General features: G+C 51.1%; 12 protein-coding genes. 5 read left to right on the top strand and 7 right to left on the bottom strand.

The annotated features are described in order from the left end of the window. Positions 1–11: 11 nt before the first annotated feature. From EGM51_09780 to EGM51_09760, 5 genes are all read right to left on the bottom strand, one after another. Positions 12–554, bottom strand: coding sequence for a hypothetical protein (locus EGM51_09780; GenBank protein ID QBG47669.1), 543 nt, complete (start codon positions 552–554; stop codon positions 12–14). Positions 555–890: 336 nt separating this feature from the next. Continuing rightward, positions 891–1,355: a hypothetical protein gene (locus tag EGM51_09775; GenBank protein QBG47668.1), complete on the bottom strand. Its 465-nt coding sequence runs from the start codon at positions 1,353–1,355 to the stop codon at positions 891–893. Positions 1,356–1,422: 67 nt separating this feature from the next. Continuing rightward, complete coding sequence (locus EGM51_09770; GenBank protein ID QBG47667.1) at positions 1,423–1,977, bottom strand: menaquinone-dependent protoporphyrinogen IX dehydrogenase; 555 nt, start codon at positions 1,975–1,977, stop codon at positions 1,423–1,425. Between the two features lie 346 nt (positions 1,978–2,323). Beyond that, entirely contained in the window at positions 2,324–2,827 is a 504-nt protein-coding gene (locus EGM51_09765; protein QBG47666.1) for a hypothetical protein, read from the bottom strand. 1,078 nt (positions 2,828–3,905) lie between these two features. Then, positions 3,906–4,160 (bottom strand): hypothetical protein, encoded by a 255-nt coding sequence (locus EGM51_09760; protein QBG47665.1) that lies wholly within the window; start codon positions 4,158–4,160, stop codon positions 3,906–3,908. A gap of 384 nt (positions 4,161–4,544) precedes the next feature. On the opposite strand from EGM51_09760, the gene EGM51_09755 reads away from it, so the two are divergent. After that, on the top strand, positions 4,545–4,781 hold the full coding sequence (locus tag EGM51_09755; protein ID QBG47664.1) for a hypothetical protein: 237 nt from the start codon (positions 4,545–4,547) through the stop codon (positions 4,779–4,781). Positions 4,782–4,953: 172 nt separating this feature from the next. Next, positions 4,954–5,943, top strand: a complete 990-nt coding sequence (locus EGM51_09750; protein QBG47663.1) for an integron integrase — start codon at positions 4,954–4,956, stop codon at positions 5,941–5,943. A gap of 179 nt (positions 5,944–6,122) precedes the next feature. Here the strand turns inward: EGM51_09750 and EGM51_09745 are convergent, their stop codons facing one another. Beyond that, complete coding sequence (locus EGM51_09745) at positions 6,123–7,403, bottom strand: thymidine phosphorylase (GenBank protein ID QBG47662.1); 1,281 nt, start codon at positions 7,401–7,403, stop codon at positions 6,123–6,125. Between the two features lie 119 nt (positions 7,404–7,522). Between EGM51_09745 and EGM51_09740 the strand changes: the two genes are divergently transcribed. Both EGM51_09740 and EGM51_09735 read left to right on the top strand, forming a co-directional pair. Further along, complete coding sequence (locus EGM51_09740) at positions 7,523–11,803, top strand: PAS domain S-box protein (protein QBG47661.1); 4,281 nt, start codon at positions 7,523–7,525, stop codon at positions 11,801–11,803. A 45-nt stretch (positions 11,804–11,848) separates the two neighbouring features. Continuing rightward, on the top strand, positions 11,849–12,220 hold the full coding sequence (locus EGM51_09735) for a response regulator (protein QBG47660.1): 372 nt from the start codon (positions 11,849–11,851) through the stop codon (positions 12,218–12,220). 141 nt (positions 12,221–12,361) lie between these two features. On the opposite strand, the gene EGM51_09730 is transcribed toward EGM51_09735, so the two are convergent. Continuing rightward, a complete protein-coding gene (locus EGM51_09730) occupies positions 12,362–13,837 on the bottom strand; it encodes a mannonate dehydratase (GenBank protein QBG47659.1) in 1,476 nt (491 codons plus the stop codon). 297 nt (positions 13,838–14,134) lie between these two features. Here EGM51_09730 and EGM51_09725 point away from each other — a divergent pair, with 297 nt between their 5' ends. Then, the gene (locus EGM51_09725; protein QBG47658.1) at positions 14,135–15,208 is read left to right on the top strand and encodes a sugar kinase; all 1,074 of its coding nucleotides are present in this window, start codon (positions 14,135–14,137) and stop codon (positions 15,206–15,208) included. The last annotated feature ends 16 nt before the right edge of the window (positions 15,209–15,224 follow it).

Raw genomic sequence — 15,224 nt, 5'->3', positions numbered from 1 at the left:
TAAACTTCAACTTACTCAGCGGGCGTTTTCAGCATAGGCTCCATGTTCTGGTTGGGATTTTTTATTTTCTGCTCAACATATGACAACCATGAATCTCGAATCTTGGGATTGCCATGGGTACGAATAATCAGTTCAAAACTTTTTCTGTGATATGGTTTGTCGAGGAAAACTAGATAGGTTGCTCCAACAGAAAATGATGGATAGATTTCACAATCAGTATCATGAAATAATCTGCCACCTTGATTCTTCCAGAAAGAGGGCTCTTTATGGTGATCGAACATTTTTGCTTCTCCATCCCATATCAATGGTCTTCCAATAACTGTAAACTGTTCCTTAACCTCTCCCTTTAATTTTTCATCTACCTTGAAGGTGTAGATGACATCATAATCTTTTTCGATGAATTCAGCGGAAACGACAGTTGCCAATACAATTCTTTTAGATCGCTGAATTAATTCATCTGGGGGAGTGATTTGCTCTGGAGGAGTAGAGAAGCAGGCAAGACCCAGTTTAGGGATTAATGAAATGATGCTAAGAAGTATGATGTATTTTTTCATTTTCCTATCCCAACGTTAATGGGTGAGTTTCGGTGAACATAAACTTCACTTAATCAACAGGCGTCGGCCACCGTAAACTCGAACCACTGGTTGGAAAAGACTCTGTTTTGAGCAAGTCAGTATTTCAGGTTTTCTACGATTCATTGCAGGTTGTCCGTGCACAGCAGGAAGTCCGTTGCAGAGCAGGTTGTCCGGTGAATTGTCTGCAAATCAGGTTTCATTAAATTCCATGCACCTAAGTGAGTTGTTCCAACGTTATGGGTGAGCCTGAGCGCAAACGACGTTGACCGAATTTGCGGGCGTTATCGCGATAGGCTCAAACCACTGGTTGGAAATTTATTTTTTAGGGGCATATGTTTTGACTAGTAAGCAATATTTTTTTTCTTTCCCCTCAACTATTTTTCCACCTAGAAAAAAAGTAGACCAGCCGGTTGATTTTGCCTCAATGGTGAATGGGTCAGTAATTTCGTAATCTGGAATTTTCAGCTTAAGAATATCAATGGTTTCAGATTCAGAATCCAATTTTCCTTTTACATCTCCAGTATCACAAGAAAACTCTTTATTTAGAGCTGTGTAGATGGTTGTAAGTGTTGTGAAATTTGCGCCTGAATTCTCAACGCGCTCAATTGTAGGTTGCTCATGTGGACTTGATTTCTTGTACATTTCAAAATCTGTGGGAAGTTCTGCGAGTGAAAATTGAATGGTGTAGAATTCAGGATGTAGTTTTTCTGGTTCTGGGATTTTGGATGAGAATGAACTCAACGCAACCGAGATTGCTAACAGCATAATTTTGATTTTCATTTTTATCCTTTCCAACGTTACGGGTGACCTGCCGTGCCTTGTGCTTTGCCTGACTCAACGAGCGTTTTCACGGTAAGGTCAACCCGCTGGTTGTGTGAGTTTTTAATATGTTCTTCCCAAAGCTTTCTACTGCATTCCAATCCGTAAATACTATATTTGCATCTGGATTGGTGGGGCCTTTTGTCATTCTCATGATCAATTGAATCATCATTCGATCCATTAATTTGTAACGGGAATAATTTAGACAACCAGCAAATACAGCCAAGTGATTAGGTTGCCACGGTATCTGTTTAATGAATTTTCTGAAGTAGGGGTTTGTTTCAGGTAGTTTTTTCTCTGGCTTACGAGCCACAAGATTAACTGAAAATAAACCACTATTCATTCGATTGAGCATTTCATAATTGCTGTTGATAAATCTGTAGACTGATCGGTTATGTTTTCCATATCGAATACTGGCTCCAACTATGACCGTATGAAATGTATTAAGAGTGGGTGCCTTGAGTTCCGCTATCGGAATAATTGTTGTGGCCTTCTTATTGGCTTCAAATAAACAGGACAGCTTTTTGCAGATTTCTTTGGTGTGACCATCTGTGGTTGAATATGTGATTAGTATTTTTTCCATTTTTTTTCTACACACAACGTTAATGGGTGAGTTTCGGTGAACATAAACTTCACTTAATCAACAGGCGTCGGCCACCGTAAACTCGAACCACTGGTTGGAAAAGACTCTGTTTTGAGCAAGTCAGTATCTCAGGTTTTCTTCGAGTTCAAGCAGGTTGTCCGGGCACAGCAGGAAGTCCGGTGAAAAGCAGGTTGTCCGGTGAATTGTCTGCAAATCTGATTTCATTAAATTTCATGCACCCAAGTGAGTTGTTCCAACGTTATGGATGAGCCTCGGTGCTCATAAACTTTGCCTTCATCAAAACGGGCGGGTTCACCGTAGGCTCAAGCCACTGGTTCGCCCATTTTTATTCTTCTGGTATTTCTCCAAATTCAACTAATGATTCAAACTGATTTTTACTAAGTGCTATCACTCCTTGGGCTCTTGCTTTTTCAATTTTCTTTGGACCAGCTGTGCTTCCGCAACAAAGATAATGGAGATTGGCTGTAACCGCTGTCCGAACAAAGAAGCTTGATGATTCAGCAAGTTCAATCAGCTGTTGTTTTTCATCTTTCTTAAAACCTGTGAAACAAATCTCTGGTTTGTGGTCTCGATTACTTCGGCTTTTGGAATGTGTTGCACTTTCTTCAGGCTTTGGAAATTTGGATTTATAGAACTCTAGCTTTTCTTCAACACCTGAACTGTCTTTGATCGTTTCTAAAATCCGATCTTTTCTAAATGTTCTCAGGGCACGAGCTTTGAGACACATTGCTTGGAGATAAACATCAGATTCGGAAATATCGAAAACCTCACGGAAGGTGATAATTCCTTTTGCGTCTCTATAGATGAACGACAAAATTTGATCTGACATTAATTTCTCCTTTTCTGGCGAACGTTATGGGTGAGCCGCCGGTGAACATAAACTTTACTTAATCAACAGGCGTCGGCCACCGTAGGCTCCACCCACTGGTTCGATTTTTATGTTTTTTTTAGTCCTGATCAGGATGGTTTTTGATTTCATCCGCAAAGCAATGAATCTCTGAAGTTCCACTCTGTTTTTGGTTTTGCTTTATTCTGTGCCAAATATGATTTCATTCAGATTTGGATATTTTCTTTAAACGATCTCTGTTCTTCAATTCTGTTCCGATGATTGGAAATTTCAGTAGAGCAGCATGTGTTTTTATTCATGTATCGAACGTTAATGGGTGAGTTTCGGTGAACATAAACTTTACTTAATCAACAGGCGTCGGCCACCGTAAACTCGAACCACTGGTTGGAAAAGACTCTGTTTTGAGCAAGTCAGTATTTCAGGTTTTCTACGATTCATTGCAGGTTGTCCGTGCACAGCAGGAAGTCCGCTGCTGAGCAGGTTGTCCGGTGAATTGTCTGCAAATCAGGTTTCATTAAATTCCATGCACCTAAGTGAGTTGTTCCAACGTCCGGGCTGAGTTGCCCGGCGAATAAAGGTGAAATTTAAAACCGGCGTCGTCCGGGTAAACTCAAGCCCCTGGTTGGGCTTTAACGGAGGATATGATGACAATTAACGACTTAGCAAGGCAAGCAAGCGAAAGATTTCAACACATAACGAGGATTAATGATTCTTTTGATGTGTACGACAATTCAGGGCAGCGGTGCTACACGTTTTCAACAAACGGAAATAGATTCAGGATTGGCATTTCACTTATAAATTCAGGGTGGTGCGTTGCAACAAATATCACAGATTCGGCTTTGTCTGGTGACGTTCAAATGTTTTTTAATTTGATCCATAATGACTGTTGTCGATTAGATCAGCCCAACGTTCTGGCGCAGCCGCGCCGGGAAGATGGTTGAAATTAAAAACGGGCGTTGGTCGGCGTAGGCTGACGCCACTGGTTCGAATATTTATTAATTATTGGAGAATAAAGAAATGTTTAGAATTTGGTACGAAGACGGAACGAGTGAACTTGCGATTATTTCCAGAGAAACGCGGGAATCATTACTGCACCGTCTATCTCGCCCTTGTACTGTAATCCCTCTTTCTCTTCCTCAATCAGGTCAGGAATCATGTCAAACTCAGGGGGATTCGTGAATTTGTCTAATGGTTCAATAACCTTGGTTTCAATACAGACGGATGTGATTCCAATGATTTTGGCAATGCAGTCAAGACGTTCGCTTTTTTCGTTAACCGCTGTGAATTTTATTTCTGAACCGAGTTTGAATGTCATGGGGTTTCCTTTTTTCGAACGTTATGGGTGAGCCTGAGCGGAAACGACGTTGACCGGATTTGCGGGCGTTGTCGCGATAGGCTCAAACCACTGCTGGGTATTTTTTAACTAAAATGGAGACAAAACAATGACGGTAAAAATTAAAAAGCAAGACGACGGACTCTTCTCTTTTGAAACGGATCAATCCCAACCGCACAAACGCGGAAAGTGCATCTTCGGGATGAACTACACCCTTGAGAGGCTTAAACAACGTTGTGTCGATTACGCTGGCGAATCTGTGAAGTTTGTTCATGTCTAATTTCCCCAACGTTACGAATGAGACGCGCGGCGAATAGCGTTGATTTCGATTCGCTGGTTAGCAGTTGGTTTTAAACGGAGAAAACAATGGTTGAAATTAAGCGGAGAGATGAAGAGAGAGTGCAGGTTGTAATCGAAGGAACCGCACGCCAATTCCCAAACAAAGATGCTGCTTATGAGTTTTTGCGAGGAGAGGTTAGGAAGCTCGAAGCGGTTGTGAACACCGCGATTGATATGTTTGAGATTCATGACTGCGAACGCTTGGATGATGGCTACGAGGGTGAGGGCCTGGCTTATGGAAACATGGATGGAGAAATAATTTAATCGAACAGTTGGTTCGGGTTCTCTTTATTTGGGGTGATATGACCTTGTGTCTTACTTGCATTTATTGAATAACGTAATATTGAATATATAAAGACAAAAAAAGTAAAAGTTGTTTGTCTAATATGCAATATAGATGGGTAAAAATAGGTGATATCAGATATTGGGGGGTTGTATGAGCGGCAGTGCGCGGTTTCGTCCGGATCCAAAATTAAAGTTGATGGAGCAGGTGAAGGAGGTTTTGCGATTTCATCATTATGCGATTCGTACGGAGCAGACGTATTGCAGCTGGATTCGGCGGTATTTGCGTTTTTATGAGATGAAGCGGCATCCACGGGATATGGGAGCTGCTGAGATTGAACGTTTTCTGAGTTATTTGGCGGTGAAGGAGGGCGTTTCCGCTTCAACGCAGCGTCAGGCGTTGAATGCGATTGTTTTTTTATACCGCGAGGTGCTGGATATGGAGCTGGGTGAGATTGCGCCGACGCGGGGGCGTCGGGAGCGTCGGCCGCCGACGGTTCTGACTCAGGAGGAGGCGCGTGAGCTTTTGTTGGAGCTGTCGGGGACGCATCAGTTGATGGCTCAGTTGTTGTATGGCTGCGGGTTGCGGTTGATGGAGTGTATCCGGTTACGGGTTCAGGACGTGGATTTCGGGCAGGGGCAGGTTTTTGTCCGGGGCGGCAAGGGGAATAAGGATCGGACGGTGGTGCTGCCGAAGTCGGTGGTGCCGGCACTGGGGCATCAGATTGATCGGGTTTTGCGGTTGCATGAGCGGGATCTGGCGGAGGGTTTCGGAGAGGTTTATATTCCGGAGGGGTTGGCTCGGAAGTATCCGAATGCGTGTCGTGAGCCGGGCTGGCAGTATGTTTTTCCGTCGAAGAAGCGGTCGAGGGATCCGCGAAGTGGACGGGAAATGCGGCATCATGTAAAGGAGTCGGGGCTGCAGCGTGCGGTTAAGGTGGCGGTGGAGCGGTGTGGTATCCGGAAACGTGCGGGCTGTCATACGTTGCGGCATTCGTTTGCGACGCATCTGTTGGAAAATGGGACGAATATCCGGATGGTGCAGGAGCTGATGGGGCATGCGGATGTTAAAACAACGGAAATTTATACGCATGTGATGAATAAGGATCTGGATCAGGTGAAGAGCCCGTTGGATTTGCTATAACGGGGTTGGTGGGAAGTGTGCGGCGGGATGTGGGCATGCTGCCGCCCTTGGTCTTGCGGTCGGGTGCTTTGAATGTGGAGTGCATGAGCACGTTTGAGACTGTGCCTGATGGGAGCGCAAATTTCAAATTATAAAGCATGCTGTTCTTTGTAATTCTGCGTTTCTTAGATAAAATCCGATTAGTTTTGTGCGGTGATGGTTTCGAGGATGAGGGGTGGGGGGATTCGGGGGGAGGGGGAAATGCCGAAGGCGGTTTCCAGGAGTTGAAAAAGCGGTTCGGGATTTTCGCGGCTGTTGGAGTGGATGGTACAGAGGGGTTGGCCTTTTTCGATGGGTTCGCCGATTTTCCGGAGGTTGGAAATGCCGACGGCGGGGTCGATGGAGTCGGTGGTTTTGGTGCGTCCGGCGCCGAGGAGGAGGGCGGCGCGGCCGATGGCTTCGGCGTCGCATTTGGAGATATAGCCGGATCGGGGGGCGGGGAGTTCGATCTGTTTTCCGGCGGTTGGAAGTGCTGTGGAGAGATCGCCGCCGTGGAGGGTTACCATTTGTTTGAATCTGGCCATTGCCTGGCCGTTTTCCAGATTCTGACGTATTCCGGGATCGGTGATGCCGGCTAAGCGGAGCATGTGTTCGGCGAGGGTGAGGGTGAGGGTTCGGGTGTCTTCGGGGCCTTTTCCGTTGAGGATTTCGAGGGATTCGCGGATTTCGAGGGCGTTGCCGACGTTGCGGCCGAGGGGCTGGTTCATGTCGGTGATGAGGGCGGTGATTTTTTTGCCCATGGCTTTGCCGGTGTCGACGAGGGCTTGGGCGAGGGCGCGGGCATCGTTGATATTTTTCATGAAGGCGCCGTTGCCGCATTTGACGTCGAGGACGAGGGCGTCGATACCTTCGGCGAGTTTTTTGGACATGATGGAGGAGACGATGAGGGGGATGGAGGGAACGGTGGCGGTGACGTCGCGCAGGGCGTAGAGTTTTTTGTCGGCGGGTGCGATTTCGGGGGTTTGGCCGATCATGGAGCAGCGGCAGGTTTTCAGGGTTTGGAGAAATTCGGTCTGGGTGAGGTCGGTGCGGTAGCCGGGGATGGCTTCGAGTTTGTCGAGGGTTCCGCCGGTGATGCCGAGTCCGCGGCCGGAGATCATGGGGACGGTGGCGCCGGAGGTGGCGACGAGGGGGGCGAGGGGGATGGATATTTTGTCGCCGATGCCGCCGGTGGAGTGTTTGTCGACTTTGGTTCCGGGGATGGAAGCGGGGTTGATGACGTTTCCGGAGTGCATCATGGCGAGGGTGAGGTCGGCGGTTTCGCGGGGGGTCATTCCGTTGAAGTAGATGGCCATGGCGAGGGCGGCCATCTGGTAGTCGGGGATGTCGCCTTTGGTGTAGCCTTCGATGAATTCACGGATTTCGGGGGTGTCGAGTTCCGAGCCGTCGCGTTTCTTTTCGATGATCCATTGGGGCAGCATGGGAGGAGGTTAGCGGAATGGCGGGCGGGTGTCGAGTGTTTGGGGCGGGGTGCGGGTTGTTTTATGGCGGGCGATTCTCTATTCTTTTTCATATTTTCTGAATACGGGGGTGTTGGCTGATGGTTCGTTGTTTTAAATGCTGGGTGGGGGTTCTGCTGTTGTGCGCGTTTTCCGTGATGGCGGCAGATGAGGTGCGTACGGTGCGTGTGGGCGTGTTTGACATGGAGCCGTTGAACTTTGTTGATGAGGAGGGGGTGGCGCAGGGGTTTAATCCGGATCTGCTTCGGGAGATTTCAAAAATACGCGGGCGGTGGGTGCCGGAGTTTGTGCCGGTTACGTGGGCGGAGGGACTTGAGCTGCTGCAGAGTGGGGATCTGGATCTGATGATGAGCGTGACATATACGGTGGAGCGTTCGGAGGTGATGGATTTCTGTGAGACGCCGGTGCTGGAGGTCTGGAGTCAGGTATGTGTGAACGAGGCGTCCGGGATTGAGGGTGTGCTGGATTTGCGTGGGGCTCATGTGGGCGTGCTGCGGGCGGGGATACACGGGAAGAATTTTATGCAGCTGGTGCGGGCTTTCGGAATTGATTGTACGTTTGAGGCGTATGATTCGCATCGGGAGATTTTTGAGGCGCTGTCTGCGGGGAAGCTTGATGCGGGGGTGGTTCCGAATCATTACGCGCTGCGTTTCGGGCGTAGAAATCATGTGGTGGGTACGGCCATTCAGTTTTCGCCGGCGCCGATTCATTTTGCGGTAAAGAAGGGGTTTCATGCGGATGTGCTGGCGGATATTGATGCTGTTCTGACGAGGTGGAAGAGGGATAGGAATTCGTATTATTTCTGGCGTTTTGATTATTGGTTTGGTGCGGAGCGTCCGTGGCGCCTGGAGGTGCCGTTCTGGGTGAGGGGGCTATTCTGGGGAATGGTGGTTTCGGCGTTGCTTTTTCTGGTGTTGAGCTGGTGGCTGCGGCGTGAGGTGAAGCGGCGGACGGAGCGGTTGGTGGCGAGTGAGGCGCGTTACCGGATGCTGGTGGAGAATCAGTCGGATCTGGTGGTTAAGGTGGATGTGGATGGGGCGCTGCTTTATGTGAGTCCGTCGTATTGTGAGTTGTTCGGAGCATCTGAGGCGGAGTTGCTGGGCAGGAAGTTTATGCCGTTGGTGCATGAGGAGGACCGGCGGCATACGGAAGAGGCGTTCCGTAAGATTTTTGATCCGCCGTATCAGGCTTATATGGAGCAGCGGGCGATGACGCGGCTGGGGTGGCGTTGGCTGTCGTGGCAGGATACGGCGATTCTGGATGAGCGCGGTCAGGTGCGGGCGATTATCGGCGTCGGTCGGGATATTACGGAGCGGAAGGAGGCGGAGCTTGCTCTGAAGCGTACGAATGAGCGGCTGCGGCTGGCTACGCAGGCGGGAAAGGTGGGGATCTGGGAATATGAGTTCGAGACGGATAATCTGATCTGGGATGACCAGATGTTTGAGATTTTCGGGGTGGATCGTTCGGGATTTGACGGAAAGTTTCATTCGTGGGAGCGTTCGGTGCATCCGGATGATCTGGAGAAGACGCGGGAAGAGTTCAACTATGCGGTGCAGGAGCATGCGACGTTTGAAGCGGAGTTCCGGGTGGTAACGGAGCGGCTGCAGGTGAAGCATGTGCGGGGGCTGGCGCAGGTTGAATATGACAAAGAGGGAAAACCGAGGCGAGTGGTGGGCATGAACTGGGATGTGACGCCCTATCGGCAGATGGTGGCGGCGCTGACGGCGAGTGAGCAGGATTACCGGAACCTGTTTGAGAACATGACGACGGGGTTTGTGCTTTTTGAGGTGATCTATTCGTCGGGCGGTACGCCGAAGGATTTCCGCTTTTCTCAGCTGAATGAATCTGCGAGCAGAATGGCGGGCCGGGACCGGCTGGCATTGATCGGCCGGTCGCTGAAAGAGGCTTTTCATCCTGTTGAAACGTATTGGATTGATGTGTTGGCGAAGGTGGCGATGACGGGCCGGGCGTCCTCGTATGAGAATCGGCTGGCGGCGATTGAGCGATATCTTTCGGTATGGATTTTTGTGCCGAAGCCGGGGTATCTGGGGGTGGTGATCACGGATGTGTCGGCACGCCGTATTGCGGAGGAGGCGGTGCGGAAGGCGCAGCGGCAGCTGCAGCATATTTTTGACAATACGAATGACATTATTTTCACAACAGATGCGGAGGGGAATTATACCTATCTCAACACGGCGGCAGAGGAGGTGACCGGGTTCCCGGTTGATGAGCTGATCGGGAAGAATATTATGGATCTGGCGGCGCCGGAATGCCGGGAGGAGATGGCCGGGCGGTTGCAGCGGCGGTTTGAGGGCTGTGGGGAGCCGGGAAGTTTCTATTTTGAGATGGCGCATCGCAATGGGTCGAACATTGTTCTGGAAATCGTTACAACGGTGATCCGGGATGAGGCGGGGCGGCTTAAGGAGATTCATGGTATTGCGCGTGATGCCACGGAACGTATCCGGGCGGAGCGGGAGCTGGAGGAGTCGCGGCTGTTTCAGCGGCGTATTATAGACACGATTCCTGCGCGTGTTTTCTGGAAGGACCGGAATTGTATTTATATGGGCTGTAACAGTGCCTTTGCCTCCGATGCGGGATTTGCGAGTCCGGATGATCTGGTGGGAAAATCCGATTTTGAGATGGGCTGGGCTGAGACGGATGCGGAGAGGTATCAGCAGGATGACCGCGAGGTGATGGAGCTTGAGCTTGAGCGGATTAATTATGAAGAATCGCAGACCCGTCCGGATGGGACGCAATATTGGGTGAGTACGAGCAAGGTGCCGATCCGGGATGTGGACGGGCAGGTGATCGGGGTGCTGGGGGCCTATCAGGATATCACGAGGCGCAAGCTGCTGGAAGAGGAGCGGGCGCGTCTGACCACGGCGATTAATCAGTCGGCTGAAGCCATTGTGATTATGGATCTGAAGGGCTTTATTCAGTATGTGAATCCGGCGTTTGAGGCGGTGACGGGATTTGCGCGGAATGAAGCGATCGGCAAGAACCTGGCGATCATCAAGAGCGGGAAGCACGATGATATGTTTTATTCCAATATCTGGAAAACGATTGAGTCGGGCAGTCCGTGGAACGGACGGATTGTAAACCGGCATAAGGATGGTTCGCTGTATACTGCGGAGTCGGCGATCTCTCCGGTGAAGAATCCGGAAGGGAAAATTGAACATTATGTGGTTTCGATCCGTGATGTGAGCGATCAGGTGGAGCTGGAGCAGCATGTTCGACAGGCGCAGAAGATGGATGCGGTGGGCCGGCTTGCCGGCGGGGTTGCGCACGATTTTAATAATATTCTGCAGTCGATTCTGGGCTTCAGCGGCATATTGATGAGCGAGTTGGAAGAGGGATCGGCGCAGTATGACGATGTGGCGGAGATCCGGGCGGCGGCCCGCCGGGCCGGAGAGCTTACCCGTCAATTGCTGACGCTGAGCCGGAAGCATAACGTGGAGTACACGATTCAGAATCTGAACGGGATTGTGCTTCAGAATGAAAAGATGATGCGGCGGCTGATCGGTGAACATATTGAATTTGTTTTCGATCTTGAGGAGGGGGTGAAAACGGTGCGCGCCGATCAGAGCCAGATTGAGCAGATTCTTCTGAATCTGTTTATCAATGCGCGCGACGCGATGCCCGAGGGTGGTCGTCTGCAGGTTCGTACATATAATGTTTTGCCGGATGCCGGAGAGGCGGCGTCCGGTCATCAGGAGGGGTATGTCTGTCTTGAGGTTTCGGACAGCGGGCACGGCATTCGCGAAGAGGTGCGGCAGCATCTGTTCGAACCTTTTTTTACCACCAAGCAGGTTGGGGAGGGAACCGGGCTGGGGCTTTCCGTGGTTTATGGGATTGTTCAGCAGCATGGCGGGAGGATTGAGGTGGACAGCATTGTGGGAGAAGGGGCGGTATTCAGCGTTTATCTTCCGGTTTGTGCTGAGGCGGACGATCTGTCCCGTCATGAGCGCCGTTTGCCGGATGAGCGTTCGCTGGAGGGGCATGGCGAGCGGATTCTGGTGCTTGAAGACGATGCCGTTGTGCGGGACCTTTCGTGTCGGATGCTGAGAGATGCCGGGTATGATGTACATCCGGCGGCCGATGTGACTTCGGCGAAAGAGGCGATGGTTGAATCGCATTTCGACCTTCTGATGGCTGATATGGTGCTTCCGGACGGGGTGGGGCTGGAGCTTGCGCAGGAGTTGCGGAAGTCGGATGAGGCGCTGGCCGTACTGATCTGCAGTGGTTATTCCCACGATTCCGCAATGCATGAAATGGTCAAGAAAAACCGTTTCCGGTATCTGGAAAAACCGGTGGGCAGTATGCTGTTGTTGCAAACCGTGCGGGAAATGCTTGATGAATAAGCCGCTGTTTAGTCAAATCCGGTTTCCACATGAAGGGGAGTGGTTATGGCTCGTATATTGATAATTGACGATGATGAAACGATCCGCAGTGTCTTTAAGCGTTTTCTGTGCGGTAAAGGGTATGATGTGATTGTGGCGGCCGACGGCCGGCAGGGATTGCGACTGGTTGAAGAGTCTCCGGTTGATCTCGTGATTACCGATATCATGATGCCGGAAACCGATGGTCTTGAGGTGGTTATGGCGATTCGGGGTAAGGAGGCGGATATTCCGGTGATTGCGATTTCCGGGGGGATGCATGCGATGCCGATGGATTTTCTGCCGATGGCGAAAAAGTTCGGGGCGTGCGATGTGCTTTATAAACCGGTTGAGCTGGATGATCTGCTTGGAGCCGTAGAAAAAGCCCTGGGAAATGGATAGTCCGTTTTCCCTTCCGGTATGCTGCATCCCGGTCCGGCCGGCGAAGGCTGACGGACCGGAATGAATATCCCGTCAGAGCCGTTCCTGAAAAGAGGGGCAGCTGCAAGGGACGAAGTTCCGGCGGGACGACCGCTGAATGAATCAATCCAGTTTGGCCATGACCCCCTGTTCGCCGTAGACAAAGGGAACTTTGATAAAGGCGATTTTGCGGCTGATTTTGTCGGCTTCGGCTTTCCGTGCGGCTGCAAAAGCCTCTTCCTTTTTTGCCATATTACCACCGCTGGCCTGAATGGCGGCTTCCACAGCACGGAAGCGGGTGGTTTTGATAATTTCCGCCATTTCAAACAGACCCAGCAGCAATTGTGCTCCGTAGCCGCGGCCGATGGCGTCGTAGCCGGTGCGGCCGAAACCGTGATCGGGTTGCGGGGCATGGTCGGGCCGGAAAACGCCCTGCCAGCCGAGATCGACGAAGGTATGTACTACTTTGGCGAGTTCCTCGCGGTGTTCGGCATGATGGCCTTCCCGGAAGTTTTTTCCATCGGTTTCGATGGGGCGGAGGTGAATATGCGGAAAGATTTCGTCGATGCTCAGGCCTTTCATCTGTCCGTATTCAGCGATTTCGCGAATGACGGTGGTGATGTCGCGGTTGGTTTCATTGGCCATCAGCGAGCCGATGCAGAGGTTTACGCCGCAGCCGTGATCCAGCAGAAACTTATACCCCTCCACTCCGCCCACTGCGCGCGGAGTTCCGAGAAACGGCGAAAAAGCCGGGTCGTCTGCGTGACAGCAGAGCCGGACCCCGGCGGCGGAAGCCACAGGAACGACGGCATCGAGAAAATGAGCGATATGCTGCCGCAGTGTATCCAGCGACATCCCTTCATATTTTGCCACTGCCGCGCGGAAGTCATCGAGCGTGAATCCCTCCTGAGCACCGGGCAGCCCGGCGGTAATCATATCGATCAGTTCTTTCCGGCGTTCCGGAGAATCGGCCAGATAGGTCTCAAAATATTTCCGGGCCTCCTTCACCTCTTCGGCGGAAAATGATCCATCGGCAATATATTCCTGTTCAGAATTGTGGCGTTTGAGCAGAAAAATATCGAATGCCGCAAATGCGGCATGGATGTATTTGAGTGTTTTGGATCCGTCGGCCAGCCGAGCGGTCCCGGTGCGGGTCCAGTCGGCCACGAGCATAAAATTTCCGACGACGTTCTGAACGCCGAATCGCCCGAGATTCTGCAGGCTGATTTTGTATTTCCGGATATGTTCGTCACGATTCGGGCTGCCGTTTTTGATGTCTTCGGTGAAGACCAGACTTTCGGCAGTATCCCAGACCAGACCGGTGCGTTTTCCGTTGGTCTGGTACCATTGGTAGAGCGGCATGCCCTCCAGGTCCGGCTCGTTTTCCATGGGCTGGAATTCCACCTCAATTTTGCGTCGGGCGATCTCCTTTTCCGTCCATATTTCGCCGGCCGGAATGTGGTGCAGTGCGGTGATGATATTCGTGACGCCGGGCGTCTGCTGGATGTTGCGGATGGTTACGGCATCATCCGGTCCGAACCAGCGCATGCCGGCGCGGACACGCTCGCGGTTCCAGTTCTGGTTATAGATTTCGCTCATGGTTTTCCCCTTGTGAATAACTTGTAGTCAATTATGTCGTATTTCCCCGGAAACCCCTGTATCGGAGGGGTATTAAATAAGTAGTTCCGTGCCGGATTAGGGCCGTTGGTAAGTTCGCGGGAATATCGGGAGATCACCGTTAAAATGCAATATTTTTTCTTGTAAAAACATACGTAAAAGCATTTTCTCAAACCATTGAGGTGCATTTAAGGGTCTTGGGCGGGCCGGCACTTTTCCGGGTTCTGGAAAGGCTGTTAATAACCTGTTGATTGTGAAATAACCGATGGAGGATAAAAAATGACCGAGAACGGATTTAAAAAATATGCCCTTTTGGTGCCTACCAGTATGGGAATCCGGCTCACGCCGGTGGATTCGCAGCCGTTCCATTGCAGCGATACCTTTAAGATGCAGGCGACCAGTGCGGAGAGCAATGTGGCCAGCATTTCGTCCTATCTCGGTCTGCCGGTAAAGGTGCTGACGGCTTTCGTAAAGGGGAGTCCGGTGGCGCATTTCATTAAGGATAATCTGAAAAGCCGGCGGATGGATTTTGAGGGGCCTGAATTTGAGCAGGACAATCCGTGGGGATTCCGTCATCAGATCAATATGGCCGACAGCGGGTGGGGATCGCGCGGGCCTCGTGTGCAGAACGACCGCGCCGGCGAAGTCGGCCGGGAGCTGAGTGCTGCTGATTTTGATCTCGACCGGATATTCGGGCAAGAAGGCGTGGAGATTGTTCACCTTTCCGGTCTGATTGCCGCGCTGTCGCCCAAGACCAGTCGGTTCTGTCTGGATGTGGCGCGTGCGGCCAAAGCGCACGGATCAAGAATTTCGTTTGATCTCAATTACCGGGCCAGCTTCTGGAAAGGGCGTGAAGAGGAGCTGCGCAGCGCCTTTCACGAAATTGCCGATGCCAGCGATATTCTGATCGGTAACGAAGAGGATTTTCAGCTGTGTCTGGGTATTGAGGGTCCGGAAGCGGGCGGCGCGGGACTGGATTCCAAGATCGACGGGTTTAAGGAGATGATCGGCCGCGTGCAACAGGCCTATCCGAATGCGAAGTATTTTGCCACGACCCTGCGTGAAGTGCTTTCGGCCAACGCCCATATGTGGGGGGCGCTGGTTACGGATTCCAGCGACTGGGAAATCATCCGGCCGCGGGAGATCGGTGTGCTGGACCGGATCGGCGGCGGCGACGGTTTTGTGGGCGGGCTGCTCTATGGTATTCTGAAAGGCTGGGATGTGAAAAAATGTGCGCGGTTCGGTTGGGCAAGCGGCGCACTCGCCGCTACTATGCTCACCGATTACGCGCAACCGGCTGATGAAGATCAGCTCTGGAGCATCTGGGAGGGCAATGCCCGGGTTAAACGTTAATTTTAAAATGGAGAGA

The sequence above is a fragment of the Verrucomicrobia bacterium S94 genome, from assembly GCA_004299845.1.
Classification (GTDB): domain Bacteria; phylum Verrucomicrobiota; class Kiritimatiellia; order Kiritimatiellales; family Pontiellaceae; genus Pontiella.
The sequence above is the reverse complement of the archived record's forward strand: the minus strand, read 5'-3'. Positions and strand labels throughout refer to the sequence as shown.

What these genes read in the sequence shown, in the direction of transcription:
- EGM51_09740 (QBG47661.1), top strand. Translation starts at nt 7,523, where the DNA reads ATGGTTCGTTGTTTTAAATGCTGGGTGGGGGTTCTGCTGTTGTGCGCG.
- EGM51_09745 (QBG47662.1), bottom strand. Translation starts at nt 7,403, where the DNA reads ATGCTGCCCCAATGGATCATCGAAAAGAAACGCGACGGCTCGGAACTC.
- EGM51_09765 (QBG47666.1), bottom strand. Translation starts at nt 2,827, where the DNA reads ATGTCAGATCAAATTTTGTCGTTCATCTATAGAGACGCAAAAGGAATT.
- EGM51_09735 (QBG47660.1), top strand. Translation starts at nt 11,849, where the DNA reads ATGGCTCGTATATTGATAATTGACGATGATGAAACGATCCGCAGTGTC.
- EGM51_09725 (QBG47658.1), top strand. Translation starts at nt 14,135, where the DNA reads ATGACCGAGAACGGATTTAAAAAATATGCCCTTTTGGTGCCTACCAGT.
- EGM51_09775 (QBG47668.1), bottom strand. Translation starts at nt 1,355, where the DNA reads ATGAAAATCAAAATTATGCTGTTAGCAATCTCGGTTGCGTTGAGTTCA.
- EGM51_09750 (QBG47663.1), top strand. Translation starts at nt 4,954, where the DNA reads ATGAGCGGCAGTGCGCGGTTTCGTCCGGATCCAAAATTAAAGTTGATG.
- EGM51_09755 (QBG47664.1), top strand. Translation starts at nt 4,545, where the DNA reads ATGGTTGAAATTAAGCGGAGAGATGAAGAGAGAGTGCAGGTTGTAATC.
- EGM51_09770 (QBG47667.1), bottom strand. Translation starts at nt 1,977, where the DNA reads ATGGAAAAAATACTAATCACATATTCAACCACAGATGGTCACACCAAA.
- EGM51_09780 (QBG47669.1), bottom strand. Translation starts at nt 554, where the DNA reads ATGAAAAAATACATCATACTTCTTAGCATCATTTCATTAATCCCTAAA.
- EGM51_09730 (QBG47659.1), bottom strand. Translation starts at nt 13,837, where the DNA reads ATGAGCGAAATCTATAACCAGAACTGGAACCGCGAGCGTGTCCGCGCC.
- EGM51_09760 (QBG47665.1), bottom strand. Translation starts at nt 4,160, where the DNA reads ATGACATTCAAACTCGGTTCAGAAATAAAATTCACAGCGGTTAACGAA.